We start from the raw sequence: 17,050 nt of genomic DNA, 5'->3' as shown, positions 1-17,050 counted from the left end.
CCGTACGCCCCACCCGCCCCGTCATCATCGTCGACCAGTTCGAAGAGACCTTCACCCTCTGCCCGGACGAAGCGGACCGGCGCGCCTTCATCCAGGTGCTCCACGCCGCCTGCTCCCCCGCCGACGGCGCCACGCAGGCCCCCGCGCTCGTGGTGCTCGGGATACGCGCCGACTTCTACGAGGAGTGCCTCGGCTATCCCGAGCTCGCCGACGCGCTGCAGCACCGGCACATGGTGCTCGGTCCGCTGACCACCGCGGAGCTGCGCAAGGCCGTGACCGGGCCCGCCAAGGCCGTGGGGCTCGAACTCGAACCCGGTCTCGCCGAGCTGATCGTGCGGGAGGTGAGCACGGACGGGCCCCGCGGGGCCCACGACGCCGGTGTGCTGCCGCTGCTGTCCCACGCGCTGCTCGCCACCTGGCAGCGGCGGAAGACGGGGCGGCTGACCCTGGCCGGGTACCGCGCGGCGGGCGGCATCCAGGGCGCGGTCGCGGCGACCGCCGAGCGTGCCTGGTCCGGTCTCGACCCGGCGGCCCGCACGGCCGCGCGACTGCTCCTGCTGCGGCTGGTCCGGCTCGGCGAGGACACCCAGGCCACCCGGCGGCGGGGCACGCGCCGTCAGCTGGCGGAGGAGTCGAGCGACCCGCACAAGACGGAGGAGTCCCTCGAAGCGCTGGTCCGCGCCCGGCTCGTGACCCTCGACGCGGAGACCGTGGAGATCACCCACGAGGCTCTGCTGCACGCCTGGCCGCGGCTGCGGGACTGGATCGACGAGGACAGGAACGACCACCTGCTGCGGCAGCGGCTGGAGGAGGACGGCAAGTCCTGGGAGGACTCCGAGCGCGACTCGTCGCTGCTCTACCGGGGCTCCCGGCTCGAACAGGCCCGCTCCTGGGCGGGCAGTGCCGGGGACACGTATCTGACCCGCAGCGCCATGGAGTTCCTGGCCGCCTCGGCGCGGCTGCGCAGGCGCATGGTCTGGATCAGCCGGGGCGCGGTGGCGACCCTGGTCGTCCTGGCGATGGTGGCCGTCGTGTCGGCGGTGGTCGCCCGGCAGCAGCGGGACGACGCGGTGTTCGAGCAGGTCGTCGCCGAGGCGGACCGCGCCCAGCACACGGACCCGTCCCTGTCCGCGCAACTGGACCTGGTGGCGCACCGCCTGCGGCCCGGTGACAAGGGCACGCAGAACCGGCTGATCTCCATCGTGAACGCGCCGCTGGCCACCCCGCTGCTCGGCCACAAGGGCGCCGTCTACCTCACCTCGTTCAGCCCGAACGGACGGCTCCTGGCCACCGCGAGCTACGACCGGACCGTGCGCCTGTGGGACCTCTCGGACCCGGCGCACCCCAAACCGCTCGGCAAGCCGCTCACCGGCCACAAGAGCTGGGTGAGCACCGCGGTCTTCAGCCCGGACGGCAACACGCTGGCCAGCGCGTCGGACGACGGCACGATCCGGCTGTGGAACGTGCGGGACCCGCGCCGTCCGCGGCTCCTGGGCAGTCCCGTGACCGGGCAGGGCGGGGCCATCTATCTGCTCGCCTTCAGCCCGGACGGGCGCACGCTGGCCGCCGCCAACGAGGACCGGGCCGTCCGGCTGTGGGACGTGGACGAGCCGCGCAGGCCGCGGCGGATCGCCACGTTGACCGGTCACACCGAAGCCGTGCGCTCGGTGGCGTTCAGCCACGACGGCCGGACGCTGGCGGCGGGCGGGGACGACGGCACGATCAGGCTGTGGGAAACCGGCGATCCGCGGCGGCCCGAGCCCGTCAAGAAGGTGCTGCGGGGTCACTCGACCACGGTGCACTCCGTGGCCTTCAGCCCCGACGACGCGACGCTCGCCAGCGGTGGCGCGGACAACACGATCCGGCTCTGGGACGTCTCCGACCCCGCACGGGGGAAGGCGCTCGGCACACCGCTCACCGGGCACACGGGGCCGCTGTGGTCGGTGGCCTTCAATCCGGCGGGCACCATGCTCGCGGCCGCGAGCGCGGACAGCACGGCCAGCCTGTGGAACGTCCGCGACCCGGAGCATCCCTCGCAGGTCGGCGAGCCCCTGGCGGGCAGCAGCGGGGAGATGTACTCCCTCGGGTTCAGCCCCGACGGACGGACCCTGGCCACCGGCAGCGGCGACAACAAGGTCCGCCTCTGGTCGATTTCGGCGGGGGACATGCTCGGCCGGATCGGCGCGTTCCGCCCCGACGGGAAGGTGCTCGCCACGGCCTCGCGGGACGAGAAGGTCCGGCTGTGGAACGTGGCGCGACCCGACCGGCCGGAGCCGCTCGGCAAGCCGTTCCGTCCCGGGGAGGGACAGGTCCGGGCGCCGGTGTTCTCACCGGACGGCCGGACGCTCGCGGTGCTCACGGGGAACCGTGCGGTGCAGCTGTGGAACGTCGCCGACCCGGAACACCCCGTCGCCTACGGGCCGCCCGTCCGGCTGCGGACCCGGTTCGCGGCCGCGCTGGCCTTCAGCAGGGACGGGCGCACGCTCGCGACCCCCTACACCGACCGCACCATCCAACTGTGGGACGTCACTTCGCCCGCCCATCTGCGCAGGCTGGGCGGGCCGCTCACCGGGCACCAGGGCTACGTCAACTCCCTCGCGTTCGGCAAGGACAGGCGCACGCTGGTCAGCGGCAGCGCGGACGGCACCGTCCGGCTCTGGAACGTGAGCGATCCGCGGCGCGCCACTCCGTTCCGTGCGCCCCTCAAGGGGCATCTGGGTCCCGTCAACACGGTCGTCTACAGCCCGGACGGGAGCACGCTGGCCAGCGGCAGCGACGACGGCACGGTGCGGCTCTGGCACATCGGCGATCCCCGTGAGCCGGTCCGTCTGGACGCCTCGCTCACGGGCCACACCGACGCGGTGGTGTCGCTGTCGTTCTCCGCGGACGGGCACACCCTGGCGACCGGCGGCAACGACAACACGGTCCGGCTCTGGAACGTCGCCGATCCCACCGACGCCTCCCCCATCGGCCAGTCGATGAGCCCCAACACCAAGATGGGCAGTTTCCTGTCCTTCAGCCCGCAGAACCACATGCTGGGGGTGGCGAGCGGCACCGATACCGTCCGGTTGTGGAACATGGACACCGAGGAAGCCGTTAACCGTATTTGCTCGACCACTCGGGGTGTTCTGACGCGGGAGAAATGGGATGAGTATCTGCCCCGCCTCTCGTACGAGCCGCCGTGCGACGAGTAACGGGCATGCCCGTTTCCGCCCCGGGTCTACGTCTTTTCGGCCATTGACTTGCCCGTTCGGGCACGCGGCCTGCCTTGTCGTCCGTCCAACGCACCACGTGATCCCGATCACAACTCCATACTTTGCTCGTGGAGTTGACTCCCACTATGCATTCAGTCTTGTTACTCTTGGAACAGAGCCCGATCGCTGGTGCATCCCCCGTCGCCAGCGATCGGGCCCTTCCATTTGCGTCGGCTTGCACGATGCTTTCCCCGAGTGATCGCCCTTCACCTTTCGGGTCTCCACCTTTAAGGCGCGAGATCGTTTCGTACCGAAACTTTCCGTCGAGCTCGTCAACTCCTCTTTAGGAGTCGTAGGGTGTGGCCCGGAACCCCGACGACGGACTGGTGAGCGCGATGCCGAAGGCATACGAGCAGATAGCGGACGACATCCGCCGCTCCATCCGCGCGGGCCTGCTGCGGCCCGGGGAACGGCTGCCCGCCGAGACGAAGCTCGCCGAGCAGTACCGGCGCAGCGTTCCGACGCTCCGCGACGCCCTCCGTCTCCTGCGCGAGGAGGGGCTGATCGAGAAGGAGCACGGGCGCGGCAACTTCGTCCGCAGGCCCCGCGCGGGCGTCGTCCGCGACAACTCCCGCCACCAGTGGGAGAAGAGCCGTGTGCACCAGCCACAGCGGCGCAGGGCGCGCACCGGAGCCACCGAGCGCGACACCGGGCTCGAACTCCAGGACCTCGTCTTCCACGCCGCGTACCGCGAGGTCCGCGCGGACGAACACCTCGCGGCGGCCTTCGCCGTCCCGGAGGGGACACCCCTGATCGAGCGCTCCTACCGGACGCGTTACGCCGCCGAGAGCGCCCCGTTCAACCTGGCGACCTCCTACCTGGTCCGCGACCTGGTGGCCCACAACCCGGACCTCCTGGACGACACCAAGGAGCCGTGGCCCGGCGGCACGCAGAACCAGCTGTCCACCGTCGGCATCGAGCTGGACCGCGTCGAGGAACGCCTCACCGCCCGGCCGCCCACGCCGGAGGAGGCCGCCGAGCTGGAGCTGCCGCCCGGGACGTCCGTGCTGCTGCTCCGCAAGACGTCGTACGACACGGCGGGCCGCGTCGTCGAGGTCGCCCACGTCACCCTGCCCGGCGACCGCACGGAAGCCGTCTTCACCACTCCACTGGAAAGGTGGTGAGTGCCGTGCGCCGGCGCATCATCATCGTCACTGCCGTCCACGCGCCCTCGGCCCCGTTCCTGTCCGACGCGTACGAATCGCTCCGCGCGCAGGAGCTGCCCGAGGGGTGGGAGTGGCACTGGCTCATCCAGGAGGACGGCAGGAGCGACCGGGTCGCGCCGCACGTCCCGGACGACGAGCGGGTCACGTTCCGGCAGGGGCGGGCCGGTGGTCCCGGTGTCGCGCGCACCATGGCGCTCGCGCACGCCGACGGGGAGTACGTGAAGGTCCTGGACGCCGACGACCAGCTCGCTCCCGGCGCGCTGGCCCGCGATCTCGCGGCGCTCGAAGGGGACCCGGCGATCGGCTGGGCCACCTCACGGGTGCTCGATCTGCTGCCCGACGGCTCCACGGCCGGGTTCCCCGGCGATCCGGAGCACGGCCCCGTCGAGCGCATGACGGTGATCGACTACTGGACGGAGCACGGCTACCGGGCGCCGGTCCACCCCGCGACGCTCTTCGTCCGCCGCGATCTGCTCGTCGCCCTGGGCGGCTGGATGGCGCTGCCCGCCTCGGAGGACACGGGCCTGCTGCTGGCCCTCAACTCCGTCGCGCGCGGCTGGTTCTCGTCCGAGGTGGGCCTGCTCTACCGCAAGTGGGAGGGCCAGGTGACGGGCCAGAGCGCGCACACCGACACGGAGGAACGGGACGCGCGCATGGCGGTGGTGGCGGAGCGGGCCAGGGCACTGTCCGCGTTCGGGTGGCGCTTCCCCGCGTCGGCGGGCTGACGCCGCCGCGGGCGCGTTCCGCCGCCGCCCCCGGGTCAGAGCGTCTCGGCGTCGATCCGGGAGAAGACCAGCTCGGTCTCGCCGACGACCGGCTCCCGCCACCGCACCGGCGGGGCGGGGCTGCGGATCGCGCCCGGGTAGGTGTCGGGCGCGTACTCGTTGACCAGCCGGTACGCGTGAAAACCCGCCTCGCGCATCGTCTTCATCAACTCCTCCACGGAGTCGCCGAGTTGCTCCATGCGGTCCGGCGTCACCTCGACGGCGATCTCCACGTCGTCGCGGAGGCGGTCGAGGGCCGGCGCGAGGCCCCGGACGACACCGCCCTCCGCCCCTTCCACGTCGATCTTGATCACGCGCGCCTCGGCGAGCTCCGCGGGCTCCAGGAGCTCGGGCAGCGGCGAGGCCTCCGCCTCGAAGGTGGACTCGGCGGGCCCGTCGTACGGGACGATGCTGTTCGCGCCCATGTTGTTCGAGCTGGCGAGGATGAACGTGAGCCGCTTGTGCGCGTCCGACACGGCGGCGTTGACCGCGCGGATGTTGGCGTGCCCGTTCAGCTCCGCGTTCCGCAGCACGCGGTCGTGGAACGCGGGCGAGGCCTCGATCGCCACGACCCGGCCCCGGGGCCCGACGAGCCCGGCCCCCAGGACGGCGAAGTAGCCCACGTTCGCGCCGACGTCGACGAAGACGTCCCCGGCCCCGAGGCGCCCGCGCAGCCACCGCGTCATGTGCGGCTCCCAGGCGCCGAACAGGTACACGTAGCGCTGGATCAGGTCCTGGGTGTCGACGGCGAACCGGTGGCCGTACAGGTCGGTGACGACCCGGCGCCGGGGGTGCTCCCGCAGACGTGGGTTCAGGAACCGGGCGGCCAGCGCCGCCTTGCCGAAGGTGCCGGGGGCGTCACGCACGTACCGGCGGCCGAGCGTGACCATCGTCTCCGAAAGGGGGGTGCTCATCCGATCGCCTCTCCGTCGCGCGCCTCCGCCGCGGTCGCGGTCGCGCTCGTCGGATGAACCGTATCCGCCCCTCCCCCGCCCCCTACCTCCAGGCCCGGTCGAACGGCAGGTCCAGCATGCGGATCGCGTTCCCGCGCAGCAGCTTGTAGGCGACCTCCTCCGGGAGGTGGCCGACGTGCTCGGCCGCGACCTCCTTGGTGTGCGGCCAGGTGGAGTCGACGTGCGGGTAGTCCGTCTCGAAGGTGGCGTTGTCGACGCCGACGGTCTCGATCGCGTCGATGCCGTGCTTGTCGCGGAAGAAGCAGCAGAAGATCTGCCGGTAGTAGTACGTCGACGGGGGCTCCGGAACCAGGTCCTTCACGCCGCCCCACGCCCGGTGCTCCTCCCACACGTCGTCGGCGCGTTCCAGGGCGTACGGGATCCAGCCCATCTGGCCCTCGCTGTAGGCGAGTTTGAGCCGCGGGAACTTCACCAGGACGCCGCTGAAGAGGAAGTCCATCATCGACGCCATCGCGTTGTTGAAGGAGAGCGAGGCCTGGACCGCGGGCGGCGCGTCCGGGGAGGCGGCCGGCATCTGCGACGACGAGCCGATGTGCATGTTCACCACGGTCCCGGTCTCCTCGCAGGCCGCGAAGAACGGGTCCCAGTATCCGGAGTGGATCGACGGCAGACCCAGGTACGTCGGGATCTCGCTGAAGGTGACGGCCCGCACCCCGCGCGCGGCGTTGCGCTTGATCTCGGCGACGGCGAGGTCCACGTCCCAGAGCGGGATCAGGCACAGCGGGATGAGCCGGCCGCCGCTGTCGCCGCACCACTCCTCGACCATCCAGTCGTTGTACGCCCGGACGCAGGCGAGGCCGACCTCCTTGTCCTTGGCCTCGGAGAAGGTCTGCCCGCAGAAGCGGGGGAAGGTCGGGAAGCAGAGGGACGCCTCGACGTGGTTGACGTCCATGTCCGCCAGACGGGCCTTCGGATCCCAGCAGCCCCGGCGCATCTGCTCGCGGGTGATGCCGTCCAGCGTCATCTCGTCGCGCGAGAAGCCGACGGCGGCGATGATGCGTTTGTACGGGAAGATGCTGCCCTCGTACTCCCACCAGTCGGTGATCTGTCCCGCCGGGTCGGTCGTGAACTTGTACTTGCCGCCGATGTACTCCAGCTCGCCGATGCCCGCGGTGAAGGGCTTCGGGCCCCGGTCGCGGTACTTGCCGGGAAGCCATTTGTCGAAGAGGTGTGCGGGCTCGATCACGTGGTCGTCCACGCTGATGACCCGGGGGAGTTCCTTGGTGCCGACCTCGCTGCTGACCACTGTTGTGCCCCCTACTGCCTGCCGGTTTCCCCGACCCAAATCTGACGCTCCATCAGATTCCATCGGATCGAGGTTATGGCCTCGCCGTCGCCGACGGCAAGCGTGCGCCCACAACTCGACCCCTTGCGCGTCGCGGCCCGATCCGCTGAACTGACGCCCCGTCAGGTTGCCTTGGGAGGACCCTCGATGCAGACGATCTGGCTCGGCGGAGCCGAGTGGGTGGCCGTACTCCGGATCGGAATCGGCCTGTGGTGGCTGGAGAGCTGGCGCCACAAGGACAAGAAGGAGTGGTTCGGCGGTGGCGGCATCGGCTGGGCCGCGGGCATCGCCGAGAAGCACCGGTGGTCGCTGGTGCGCGACGGTTTCGACGTGGTGGTGAAACCGCGGCCGCGCGTGATGGCGTACGTCGTCGCCTACGCCGAACTGGCCCTGGGCCTCGGCCTGATCGTCGGATTCCTCACGCCGATCGCCCTGGTCTGCGGACTGGTCCTCAACCTCGTCTACTTCGTCCTGATGATCCACGACTGGGCCGAGCAGGGGCAGAACCTCATGATGGCGCTGGCCTCGCTGGTCGCCTTCTTCACCTGGAGCTGGCAGACGTGGTCGCTGGACTCGGCCCTGGGAATCCTCGTCTGAGCCCCGGCGCGAACGCCCGCGCCCGACCGGCCTCGTGAGCCTCGTAAGATCTTCGGGTCATCTCAAAGGGCGTGGGCTGGGGGCGGGTTGGGAACCGGGGAGCAACTCGTGACCGTGGGCGCGGTGCTGCTCGGCGCGCTGTCGACCCACGCGACCAACTACCTGATGGAGCGCAGCCGCAACCGGCACCAGCTCCTGACCCGCTGGGACGACAAGAAGGTGGAGGCGTACGGCGCCTACGTCGACGCGGCGAAGGCGCGGGTCGCCCTGGCCGTCCGGCTCTACGAGTTCCGCGAGAACCTCCGCGACAGCGACCGGACGGAACCGGAACTCCGCGAGGACCTCGCCGTCGCGGGACGGGTCTGGGGCAGCGCCTTCGAGCGGGTCATGCTGCTGGGCGGCGACGACGCCATCGAGGCGGGGCACGAGCTCAACGCCACGGTCGCCGAGATCGACTGGCAGGCCACGGGCCGGATCACCGGGAGCCTCGGCGAGTGGCGCGAGCGGAACCGCGCCGCGTTCCGGCAGATCAACGACTTCCACGAGGCGGCGCGGCGGGACCTCGGCATCCAGGGCAGCGTCACGGGCGAGAAGCACCCCGAGCGGGACCTTCTGCTGCCGCCGCGGGAGCGCGCCGGGGGCGCTGGGGGCGCTGGGAGCGCTTCTCTTTGAAGTGCCCCCGTACGTATGGCCTGTTGAAGCCGGACATGTCACCCTGCCGCAGACCCGGCACCGGGCCGCCCGCGGACGAGGAGATGGTCATGACCGACCGCAGCCACGACGAACAGCCCGAGACGGACCTCCGGGCGGGCCTCCGGGCGGGCCACGCCGCACGCGCCAAGAGCGCCGCCTTCCGCGCCGCGTCGATCTGCCACTACGTCGAGCGGCACGACGCGCAGGAGAACGTCGTCTGGAAAGCCGCGCACGCGGCCCGCGTCTCCCTCCAGGCCCTCGCCGTGCTGTCGGAGAGCGCACCCGACCCGGCGGCGGACTCGCGCTGCGCGCGCAACGCCGCCGCCTCCGCGGCCCAGGCCGCCCAGATGGGCAAACTCCACGACGGCGAAGGCGAACTCGCCCTCGCCGCCTGCCGTGCCGCGCTCAGGGCGTCGCAGGCCGCCTCGGCCGCGGCGGGGCGCGATGGCCTCGGCGCGGACGAGGCCCTGAACACCGCGGCGGACGAGGCCGAGGCGGACGCCGTCGCGGCCGCCGAGCGCGCGGGATGGATGCGGCCGGGGCAGCGGCTCCCGGAGATGTCGGCCGGGATGCGCAGCCCCGAGCTGATGTCGATGATGCACTTCTGACCAGGGGGTCAGTGGTGGAACCCGGGCGTCTCCGGCGCCCCCGTCGACCCGCCGGCCAGCCGGTCCACGGCCGCCCGCAGGTCCTTGGCGAGCAGCATGATCTTGTCGTACCCGATGCCGTGCCTGACCAGGACCCGCTGGACCACGGTCTCCTGCCGCTTGGGCGGCAGGGGGTACGCCGGGACCAGCCAGCCCCGGGTGCGCAGCTGCTCCGTCAGGTCGTAGAGCGTGAATCCGGCCGCACCGCCCTCGGCGAGGGTCCAGGAGACGGCGGGCAGCGCGCCGCGGCCGTCGTAGAGGAGCGTGAAGGGGCCCATGGCCGCGACCTCGTCGGCCAGCGCCCGCGCGCTCGCCGCACACGCCTCGTACACCTTGCGGTATCCCTCGTGGCCGAGCCGCAGCAGCGTGTAGTACTGCGCGACGATCTCGCCGCCGGGGCGGGAGAAGTTCAGGGCGAAGGTGGGCATGTCGCCGCCGAGGTAGTCGACGCGGAAGACGAGGTCCTCGGGGAGGTGGTCCGCCGTGCGCCAGACGATCCAGCCGACGCCGAGCGGCGCCATGCCGTACTTGTGGCCCGAGGAGTTGATGGAGACGACGCGGTCCACCCGGAAGTCCCAGACCAGGTCCGGCTGCAGGAAGGGCGCCACGAAGCCGCCGCTCGCCGCGTCCACGTGGATCGGCACGTCGAGGCCGGTGTCCGCCTGGATGGCGTCGAGCTCGGCGGCGATCTCCGCGACGGGTTCGTAGTCACAGGTGAAGGTGACGCCGAGGATCGCGATGACGCCGATGGTGTTCTCGTCGACGTACTCGCGCAGCTGGTGCGGCCGCAGGCCCGTCGCGCCGGGCTCCAGTGGGACCTGGCGCAGCTCCACGTCGAAGTAGCGGGCGAACTTCTCCCAGCACACCTGCACCGGACCGCAGACGAGGTTGGGCCGGTCCGCCGGTTTGCCCGCCGCCCTGCGCGCCTCGCGCCAGCGCCACTTGAGCGCGAGGCCGCCGAGCATGCCCGCCTCGCTGGACCCGGTGGTGGAACAGCCCATGGTGGTGTCCCCCTCCGGGGAGTTCCACAGGTCGGCGAGCATGTGGACGCAGCGGGACTCGATCTCCGCGGTCTGCGGGTACTCGTCCTTGTCGACCATGTTCTTGTCCATGCAGACGTCCATGAGGTGGTGCACCTCCGGCTCCGCCCACGTCGTGCAGAAGGTGGCCAGGTTCTGCGACGAGTTGCCGTCGAGCGCCAGTTCGTCCTTGACCATCGCCGCCACCGCGCGAGGGTCGGAGCTGTGCTCCGGGACGCGGTGCGCGGCCAGGCTCCGTGCGCTTATCGGTGTGCTGTAGACGTCGTCGTACGTCTGACGGGTCCCGGTGGACACCTGGTGAAGCCCCACGATGGTGTTCCTTTCGCCTCGGATTCGCCTCGGATTCGCCTCAGAGCGGATGTGAACGGATCCCACCCTCACAGACGGAACAGAAGAAGCGGGTAAAGGCGCGGATCGCTCGGACGGTGGAATTGCCCGGGTCACCGGCGATGTCGGCGCACCTTCCGGCGCTCTGTGCCGTTTGAAAGACCATGAACACCTCGAAGCGCATGCTCACCGCCCTGACCCTGACGGCCGCCGCCGTCGCCGCTGCCGCTCCCGCCCACGCCGCCGTCACCTCCTCCGGCGACGGGGCACGCAACGTGGGCCGGGTCGTCGGCGAGACCCTGGTGAACCCGGCCGAGACGGGCCGGGACGTGCTGGACGGGGGCAAGACGGGTCTGACGGTGGTCGAGACCGGCATGAAGTCGGTGCAGACCGGCTCGACGGCCGCCCACGGGCAGTAGGAAAGAAGCAGCAGGAAGCAGCGCGAAGCACCGGCGCCGACGGACTCATGGGCCCGTCGGCGCCGGTGCTTCGTGCTGTCCGCGCGTCGGCACCGGACGGTCCGCTCAGGACACGCACGCCGGCCGGGAGGAAAATGGAGGGCGTGCTGACGGTGCTGGTGCTGGTCGGGCGACAGCGGGCGAAGGAGCTGATCGCCCGGATCGAGAGCATCCCCGAGGTGTGCGTCCTGTCCCACACCCACGACAGCTCCCTCGCCCTGGCCCGGGCCCGGGTGCTGCTGCCGGACGCGCTGGTCGTCGACCTCACCGCCTTGCCCGCGGACGCGGCCTCGGTCGTCCACCGGGCGCGCGGCCTCGGTCTGCCGAGCGCACTGATCGTGCACCCGGCGGCCGGGCACCGGTCGGACGAGCTGATCCGCACGCTCACCCGGCTGGCCCGCGACCAGCATCCCGTCTAGGGCCACTCCGGCGCCGGAGTGCCCTACGGCGTGCGGCGGCTCTGCAGGGTGCGGGCGAGGCGGGGGCCCAGGCGCTGCTTGAGCCAGCGCAGGGCCTGGAGGCGGCCGACGGCCTGGTCGACGTGGAAGTAGAGCTGCGGCGGCACGTGGGGCAGGAGGGGCGAGTGGCGTTGGCCGAGCAGGGCGAACATCCGGTGCGGCTCAAGGCTCATGTAGCGGGGCAGGTTCTCGTACCACTGGGCGCTGTGCCGCGCGGCGCTCTGCACCGAGAGCAGGGCCTGTCTGCGGTCCTGCTCGTACGCGGCGAGGGCGGCGGGCAGCTCCCGCGGCCCGGCGGAGCCCACCGCGCGGGCCAGGCTCATCGCGTCGCGGAGCGCGAGGGTGGTGCCCGCACCGATCGAGTAGTGCGTGGTGTGGGCGGCGTCGCCGATCAGCGCGAGGTTGCCGTGCGACCAGGCCGTGTTGGTGACGGTCGGGAAGGCCTGCCACTGGGCGTGGCTCTCGATGTCCTTGCGGCCGAGGAGCTCGTGTCCTTCGAGCAGGTCCGCGAAGAGCCTCTCCAGCAGGCGCAGGGCCTCGGCGTGGTCGAGCCGGTCGAACCCCAGGGCCGACCAGGTCGTGGCGGAGCACTCCACGACGCAGGTGCTGTGCTCGGCGCTGAAGCCGTACGCGTAACACCAGATCCAGCCGTGTTCGGTCTCGACGAAGGCGAAGGTGAACGCCGTGAAGACCCGGGTCGTGCCGAGCCAGATGAAGCGGTTGGCGCCGGTGGTCACCCGGGTGCCGAACTCCGCCGCCTGCTCCGTGCGGAGCCTGCTGTGCGCCCCGTCACCGGCGACGACGAGGTCCGCGTCGGGCAGGTCGGCGCGACTGCCGATCTCGCTGCCGAACTCCAGGCGCACGCCCAGTGCGCGGGCCCGGTCGGCGAGGACGGTCCGCAGCCGGTGACGGCCGATCGCGTGCCCGGGGTCGCCGTCGTGCGCGGTGGTGCGGTCGCCGACGTAGGCGAACCCGCCGCTCCAGCACACGGACTGCTCCTCGATGAGCCGCGCCGACTCGGGGTCGTGGGCGTGCAGGTCGGCGAGGAGGTCGGGCCAGTACGTCACGCCCCAGCCGTAGCTGGTGCCGGCCGCGTGCCGCTCGTGGACCGTCACCTCGTGGGCCGGTTCCTGGAGTTTGGCGAGGATGGCCAGGTACAGGGAGGCGGGCCCGCCACCGACGCAATCGATCTTCACGCGCGCTCCTGTTTGTCTGCCGGAGGAGCAACAACGTAAGGGGCGGCGGCGCGTGCGGAGTGGTCCACACTGCCGGACGGACGGGTGAATCGCCTTTTCCCGGGCGGCCGGGCGGACACGGGTGTCAGCTGTGACTTGCCCCCAGAGGGCTGACTCCGTCCGGTCGATCCTGTATACCCGGAGAGCAGATCGCCCGAGCCGGTCCGGACGCGTCGCCGGTCCCGCACTCGATGTCGGCCTCCGGAGGTGTGATGGGCATGCCGACCCACCGTCTGTCCATCGCGGGCCTCGCCGACTCCGACCTCTGCTCCGTGCTGCGGCTCAGCGGCGAACTCGACCAGACGTCCGAGAAGTTCTTCATGGACACGCTGGCCGCCGCCCTCGACGCGGGCAGGCGCCACATCGTCCTCGACGTGACCGCGCTGACGTTCTGCGACTCGCGCGGTCTGAACTGTCTGCTCGCCCTGCACTGGCTCCTGCGGCGGAGAGCGGGCGACCTCATGCTCGCGGGCGTGGGCCGCCGGCTCGCCACGCTGCTCGAACACAGCGGGAGCACGGCCCTGTTCTCGGCGCACACCTCGGTCGGCCAGGCGCTGCGCTCCCTGCCGGAGCCCGCCCGTCCGCACTGGCCGCCGCCCGCCGAGCGCAGTACGGACGAGGGCGTGTCCCCGCCGGCCTAGGGCCTGTCCGGCGGATCAGGGCGCGGGTCGCGGTGTACGCCAGGCGGCTCTCCCCGAGATGCGATCAGGACCCGTCACCAGTGAGGTGGCGGACATGGAACACGACATAGCGAGCGTGCCGAGAACGGCCACCACACGACGCCGTGCTCTGGGGGCCGCCGTGGCGCTGCTGGTCGGCGGGGCGGTACCGCTGACGGCCTCCCGCGCCGCAGCCCGGCCGGGCGGGGCGGCGTCCGACCCCTCCGACCCGTTGGACCCTTCGACCCCGTCCGACCCCTCCGACCCGTTGGGCCACGTCTGTACCGGTGAATACGACGCCGAGTTCGAGGCGGCCCTGTCCGAGGCGGACGACCGCTTCGCCGCGGACGAGACCCGCGGCCTCCCCGACGGGCCTCCCCAGCAGTACGCGATGCCCCTGCGCCGCGGATTCCGCGTCACCGCGCCCTACGGGGTGCGCGGCGACTGGCTCGCCGGGCACCACACGGGCATCGATCTGGCCGTTCCGCAGGGGACGCCCGTCTACGCGGTGGGCTCCGGCGTCGTACTCGTCGCGCGGTGGTCCGGCGCGTACGGCAACGCCGTGACCGTGCGGATGCCGGACGGCCACTTCGCCCTCGTGGCCCACCTGTCGACCATCGCGGTCCGCGAGGGGGCACGGATCGGCGCCGGAACCTTCCTCGGCAGGAGCGGCGCCACCGGACGTGCCACGGGCCCGCACCTCCACCTGGAGGTACGGGCCCGCCGCGAGTACGGATCGGACATCAATCCGGTGAGTTACCTGGCAAGCCGCGGGGTGCGGCTCCTGTGACCGTCAGGGCTACTGAACGGCGGGCAGCGCGTTCGTGACCGGGGCCACCAGGTCCGTCAGCTGGTGCAGCTGGTTCAACTCGTGCACCTGGTTGAGGCCGGAGAGCTGACTCTCCATGGTCGGCATCTGGGCGCGCTGCTCCTCGGGCATGCCCGACGTGGCGAGGTCGTCGACGGTGCTGAGCACCGAGAGCTTCCCCGCGTCGGGGGCGGGGACGGGGGCGGACGCCTGGGCGGCCGGCGCGGCCAGGGCCGCTGCTCCGGCGGCCAGCGAGACGGCGGCGATGAGTCGTCGTGCTGATGTCATGTCCCCAGAACCTGCCGGGCTCCGCGAAAGTCACGGCTTCGGCGCCACCCTCACCCGGGAAGCGCAGCCGCCGCGCCGGATGCGAGCGGTACGCCGGGTCACGGGCCGTCGGCCACCCGGCCGGGCTACTTCTCCCCCATCACGTCTCCCCCCACGTCGCCCCAGGTCACAGCCGTACACACCCGTTCTCGTTCACACGTGCGGTCGCGGCACCGATCGGCTCCCCGCGCGCGGACGCCACCGATCCGGTCCAGCTTGGGTCTGCACGCGGCACGCCCGTGCCTGTGTGCTCCCGTTCCCCGAAAGGAAACTCTGATGCGCAGCTTTGCCAAGGCCGCAGCGGTCGGCGCCCTCGTCGCTCCCCTCGTGCTGGGTGGTGCGGGCCTCGCCTCCGCGGCGCCGGCCCACGACGGGCCCGCCTACGAGAAGGCCATGAACTCGGCCAACGCGAACGGTGGTTCGTGCACCAAGGTCGAAAGTGGCTTCACGGAGGACGGCAAGGCCTACTTCCACAAGGTCACCCGCACCGCGGGCCCGACCGGCGCCACGGGCAGCGGCACCGGGTCGCACTCCTGACGCAGGTGCGGGGCCTCTGGCCCGTGTGCTGAGTCTGCGTGGCAGCACGAGACGGCGTGTGTCGCTCACGGCGGCACACGCCGTCTTGCGTTCCGACGAACACGAACACGAAGCAGAAGCAGAAGCAGAAGATGGAGCAGGAGTGTGATGAGAACTCTTCAGAAAGGCCGGTACGCGGCGCGGTTCGCGCTGCGGGCCGCCCTGCTGTGCGCGCTGCCGACCGCGGTCGCGCTGAGCGGCGCGGCCCCGGCCCAGGCGGCCGACAGCGTCACGGTGACGCGGCTGACGGCCGGTGCCGGTGAGCCGTCCGTGCACGTCCGCTACCGCTGCGACGCCCTGACCGGTCTGGACTCGGTGCAGGTGGGCGTCTCCGACACCCAGGGGGGCGGCGTCTTCAAGGGCACCGCCGCGGCCGTCTGCGACGGCACCTCGCGCGAGGTGCGGGTGCGGGCGTCGCGGATGGGCGGCCCGCCGGTCGTCCGGGGCCACGAGTGCGTGGTCTCGGCCTCGTTGGGCACGGCGTCGCTCGGGCTGTTCTCGCCCGCGGTGTCGGCCGGCGCGACGAAGACGGCCCGCTGATCCGACGGGGCGCCGCACGATCCCGTCGTCACCCCTTTAGTGCACACGGGAGAAATCCACGAGACGGAGTGGTGACAGATCGTCATCGCAGGTCAGCGCAGTGTGACGACGGTGATCCGATGATCCTGCCGCAGCCGCCCGGAATTTTCGACGGGCATATCTGCGCGGACGTGCTCACGGTGGTCTCGGCAGGGCTCAGCGAGCGGGCTCTGACCGTGGCCGTCAGGGCCGTTCCTGAACCTCCCGCCCCCGGGAGCACGGCCACTCCGATACTCGCGAACCAATCGAAGGGAATGCGTCTCATGCGCAAGCTTGCCAAGGCGATCGCTGTTGGAGCTGTTGTCGTACCGGTCGTCCTCGGTGGCGCCACCGTCGCGTCTGCCGACGGCGGTCCGGGCTACGGGAAGCACGACAACTCCGCGACCGTCTACGGCGGTACGTCTTCCAAGACGAAGAGCGGCTTCAGCGAGGACGGCACGGCCTACTTCCTGAAGTCCTCGAAGACCGCCAACTCCACCGGTGCGACGGGCAACGCGACCGGTTCGCATTCCTGACCCAGCGGCTCCACGAGAGCCGTCGGGCGGCAGGCCCCGAGGAGCGATTCCTCGGGGCCTGCCGTGCTTGAGGCCGTATGCCGACCCCTTCGAAGGAACGCGCGAGCAGATCGCTCAGCACATCGAATGATGTCCGGTAAGCAATACGAAATGAATGGCCCTCCCGAATCTCTGATCCGACCCGAAAAGGAGTTCTGATGCCCGCCCCCCGCACCATGCTCGGCAGCGTGGCCCTGGCCGTCGCCTGTCTCGCCACCGGGACCGCCACCACGGCCACCGCCCTGACCGTCCGCGACGCGCCGCCCGCCGCCGCGCAGGCCGACAGCACCCGCACCGCCTCCGCCATCACCGAGCTCTCGGCCGAGGAGGTGAGCACGGGGGAGTCGGCCCGCGTGAAGGTCACCGGGCGGCTCGTCGAGGGCGCCACGCTCTCCTTCCCGCTGGCCCGGATCCCGCTGACCGTGCAGGTCACCGACGCGGCCGCCGCCACCCCCGCGAGCTGCCACGCCCGCACCACGGACCGCGGCACCTTCAGCTGCTCGGTAGCCGTCTCCGCGGGTACGTCGCGCTCGGTGAAGGCCGCCTTCGCGGGCAACGAGCTGTTCGCCCCGTGCACCTCGACCACCAGCATCGGCTCCACGGACGAGGCCGCGCTGCCCGCCGACCCCCTGCTCCCCGACACCACCGC

Annotated in this window: 19 protein-coding genes; 14 read left to right on the top strand and 5 right to left on the bottom strand. The window is 71.6% G+C overall.

Going from position 1 to position 17,050, the window contains the following annotated elements; genetic code table 11:
- The 3 genes from AOK03_RS13905 to AOK03_RS13895 all read left to right on the top strand — a co-directional run.
- A partial coding sequence (locus tag AOK03_RS13905) for a WD40 repeat domain-containing protein (protein WP_055565546.1) occupies positions 1-3,194 on the top strand: 3,194 nt, incomplete at its 5' end.
- Between the two features lie 395 nt (positions 3,195-3,589).
- Positions 3,590-4,378 carry a GntR family transcriptional regulator gene (locus AOK03_RS13900; protein ID WP_055565551.1) on the top strand — a complete coding sequence of 263 codons (789 nt, stop codon included), beginning with the start codon at positions 3,590-3,592 and terminating at the stop codon, positions 4,376-4,378.
- A 5-nt stretch (positions 4,379-4,383) separates the two neighbouring features.
- Positions 4,384-5,145, top strand: a complete 762-nt coding sequence (locus tag AOK03_RS13895) for a glycosyltransferase family 2 protein (protein WP_055565550.1) — start codon at positions 4,384-4,386, stop codon at positions 5,143-5,145.
- Positions 5,146-5,180: 35 nt separating this feature from the next.
- On the opposite strand, the gene AOK03_RS13890 is transcribed toward AOK03_RS13895, so the two are convergent.
- Positions 5,181-6,098, bottom strand: a complete 918-nt coding sequence (locus tag AOK03_RS13890) for an FkbM family methyltransferase (protein ID WP_107097998.1) — start codon at positions 6,096-6,098, stop codon at positions 5,181-5,183.
- 82 nt (positions 6,099-6,180) lie between these two features.
- Positions 6,181-7,404, bottom strand: coding sequence for an amidohydrolase family protein (locus tag AOK03_RS13885; protein ID WP_055565545.1), 1,224 nt, complete (start codon positions 7,402-7,404; stop codon positions 6,181-6,183).
- Between the two features lie 186 nt (positions 7,405-7,590).
- Between AOK03_RS13885 and AOK03_RS13880 the strand changes: the two genes are divergently transcribed.
- The 3 genes from AOK03_RS13880 to AOK03_RS42535 all read left to right on the top strand — a co-directional run bounded on the left by AOK03_RS13880 (position 7,591) and on the right by AOK03_RS42535 (position 9,341).
- Positions 7,591-8,040, top strand: coding sequence for a DoxX family protein (locus tag AOK03_RS13880; protein WP_055565544.1), 450 nt, complete (start codon positions 7,591-7,593; stop codon positions 8,038-8,040).
- Positions 8,041-8,148: 108 nt separating this feature from the next.
- Entirely contained in the window at positions 8,149-8,712 is a 564-nt protein-coding gene (locus tag AOK03_RS13875; protein ID WP_055565543.1) for a hypothetical protein, read from the top strand.
- 89 nt (positions 8,713-8,801) lie between these two features.
- Positions 8,802-9,341: a hypothetical protein gene (locus AOK03_RS42535; protein ID WP_055565542.1), complete on the top strand. Its 540-nt coding sequence runs from the start codon at positions 8,802-8,804 to the stop codon at positions 9,339-9,341.
- Between the two features lie 8 nt (positions 9,342-9,349).
- On the opposite strand, the gene gad is transcribed toward AOK03_RS42535, so the two are convergent.
- Positions 9,350-10,729, bottom strand: a complete 1,380-nt coding sequence (gad, locus tag AOK03_RS13865) for a glutamate decarboxylase (protein ID WP_055565541.1) — start codon at positions 10,727-10,729, stop codon at positions 9,350-9,352.
- A 182-nt stretch (positions 10,730-10,911) separates the two neighbouring features.
- Here gad and AOK03_RS13860 point away from each other — a divergent pair, with 182 nt between their 5' ends.
- Positions 10,912-11,166 carry a hypothetical protein gene (locus AOK03_RS13860; RefSeq protein WP_055565540.1) on the top strand — a complete coding sequence of 85 codons (255 nt, stop codon included), beginning with the start codon at positions 10,912-10,914 and terminating at the stop codon, positions 11,164-11,166.
- A gap of 143 nt (positions 11,167-11,309) precedes the next feature.
- On the top strand, positions 11,310-11,624 hold the full coding sequence (locus AOK03_RS13855; RefSeq protein ID WP_157868943.1) for a hypothetical protein: 315 nt from the start codon (positions 11,310-11,312) through the stop codon (positions 11,622-11,624).
- A 23-nt stretch (positions 11,625-11,647) separates the two neighbouring features.
- Here AOK03_RS13855 and AOK03_RS13850 read toward each other — a convergent pair whose 3' ends face one another.
- Complete coding sequence (locus tag AOK03_RS13850) at positions 11,648-12,859, bottom strand: FAD-dependent monooxygenase (protein WP_055565538.1); 1,212 nt, start codon at positions 12,857-12,859, stop codon at positions 11,648-11,650.
- Between the two features lie 257 nt (positions 12,860-13,116).
- Between AOK03_RS13850 and AOK03_RS13845 the strand changes: the two genes are divergently transcribed.
- Together AOK03_RS13845 and AOK03_RS43980 are read left to right on the top strand one after the other, a co-directional pair.
- Positions 13,117-13,539 (top strand): STAS domain-containing protein, encoded by a 423-nt coding sequence (locus tag AOK03_RS13845; protein ID WP_055565548.1) that lies wholly within the window; start codon positions 13,117-13,119, stop codon positions 13,537-13,539.
- A gap of 94 nt (positions 13,540-13,633) precedes the next feature.
- Positions 13,634-14,347, top strand: coding sequence for a M23 family metallopeptidase (locus AOK03_RS43980; RefSeq protein ID WP_244177603.1), 714 nt, complete (start codon positions 13,634-13,636; stop codon positions 14,345-14,347).
- Between the two features lie 9 nt (positions 14,348-14,356).
- On the opposite strand, the gene AOK03_RS13835 is transcribed toward AOK03_RS43980, so the two are convergent.
- Positions 14,357-14,653 carry a hypothetical protein gene (locus AOK03_RS13835; protein WP_055565537.1) on the bottom strand — a complete coding sequence of 99 codons (297 nt, stop codon included), beginning with the start codon at positions 14,651-14,653 and terminating at the stop codon, positions 14,357-14,359.
- 315 nt (positions 14,654-14,968) lie between these two features.
- Between AOK03_RS13835 and AOK03_RS13830 the strand changes: the two genes are divergently transcribed.
- The 4 genes from AOK03_RS13830 to AOK03_RS13815 all read left to right on the top strand — a co-directional run.
- Positions 14,969-15,229 carry a hypothetical protein gene (locus AOK03_RS13830; protein ID WP_055565536.1) on the top strand — a complete coding sequence of 87 codons (261 nt, stop codon included), beginning with the start codon at positions 14,969-14,971 and terminating at the stop codon, positions 15,227-15,229.
- 147 nt (positions 15,230-15,376) lie between these two features.
- Entirely contained in the window at positions 15,377-15,808 is a 432-nt protein-coding gene (locus tag AOK03_RS13825; RefSeq protein ID WP_055565535.1) for a hypothetical protein, read from the top strand.
- A gap of 302 nt (positions 15,809-16,110) precedes the next feature.
- Entirely contained in the window at positions 16,111-16,362 is a 252-nt protein-coding gene (locus AOK03_RS13820) for a hypothetical protein (RefSeq protein ID WP_055565534.1), read from the top strand.
- A 197-nt stretch (positions 16,363-16,559) separates the two neighbouring features.
- Positions 16,560-17,050 (top strand): hypothetical protein (locus AOK03_RS13815; protein WP_055565533.1); only part of this gene is annotated, 491 nt, incomplete at its 3' end.

It is taken from the genome of Streptomyces atriruber (assembly GCF_001418325.1).
GTDB classification, from domain to species: Bacteria; Actinomycetota; Actinomycetes; order Streptomycetales; family Streptomycetaceae; genus Streptomyces; species Streptomyces atriruber.
The sequence above is the reverse complement of the archived record's forward strand: the minus strand, read 5'-3'. Positions and strand labels throughout refer to the sequence as shown.

Coding starts and splice junctions, on each gene's coding strand:
- AOK03_RS13835 (WP_055565537.1), bottom strand. CDS start 14,653: ATGACATCAGCACGACGACTCATCGCCGCCGTCTCGCTGGCCGCCGGA.
- AOK03_RS13880 (WP_055565544.1), top strand. CDS start 7,591: ATGCAGACGATCTGGCTCGGCGGAGCCGAGTGGGTGGCCGTACTCCGG.
- AOK03_RS13830 (WP_055565536.1), top strand. CDS start 14,969: ATGCGCAGCTTTGCCAAGGCCGCAGCGGTCGGCGCCCTCGTCGCTCCC.
- AOK03_RS42535 (WP_055565542.1), top strand. CDS start 8,802: ATGACCGACCGCAGCCACGACGAACAGCCCGAGACGGACCTCCGGGCG.
- AOK03_RS13890 (WP_107097998.1), bottom strand. CDS start 6,098: ATGAGCACCCCCCTTTCGGAGACGATGGTCACGCTCGGCCGCCGGTAC.
- AOK03_RS13845 (WP_055565548.1), top strand. CDS start 13,117: ATGCCGACCCACCGTCTGTCCATCGCGGGCCTCGCCGACTCCGACCTC.
- AOK03_RS13825 (WP_055565535.1), top strand. CDS start 15,377: ATGAGAACTCTTCAGAAAGGCCGGTACGCGGCGCGGTTCGCGCTGCGG.
- AOK03_RS43980 (WP_244177603.1), top strand. CDS start 13,634: ATGGAACACGACATAGCGAGCGTGCCGAGAACGGCCACCACACGACGC.
- AOK03_RS13820 (WP_055565534.1), top strand. CDS start 16,111: ATGCGCAAGCTTGCCAAGGCGATCGCTGTTGGAGCTGTTGTCGTACCG.
- AOK03_RS13900 (WP_055565551.1), top strand. CDS start 3,590: ATGCCGAAGGCATACGAGCAGATAGCGGACGACATCCGCCGCTCCATC.
- AOK03_RS13860 (WP_055565540.1), top strand. CDS start 10,912: ATGAACACCTCGAAGCGCATGCTCACCGCCCTGACCCTGACGGCCGCC.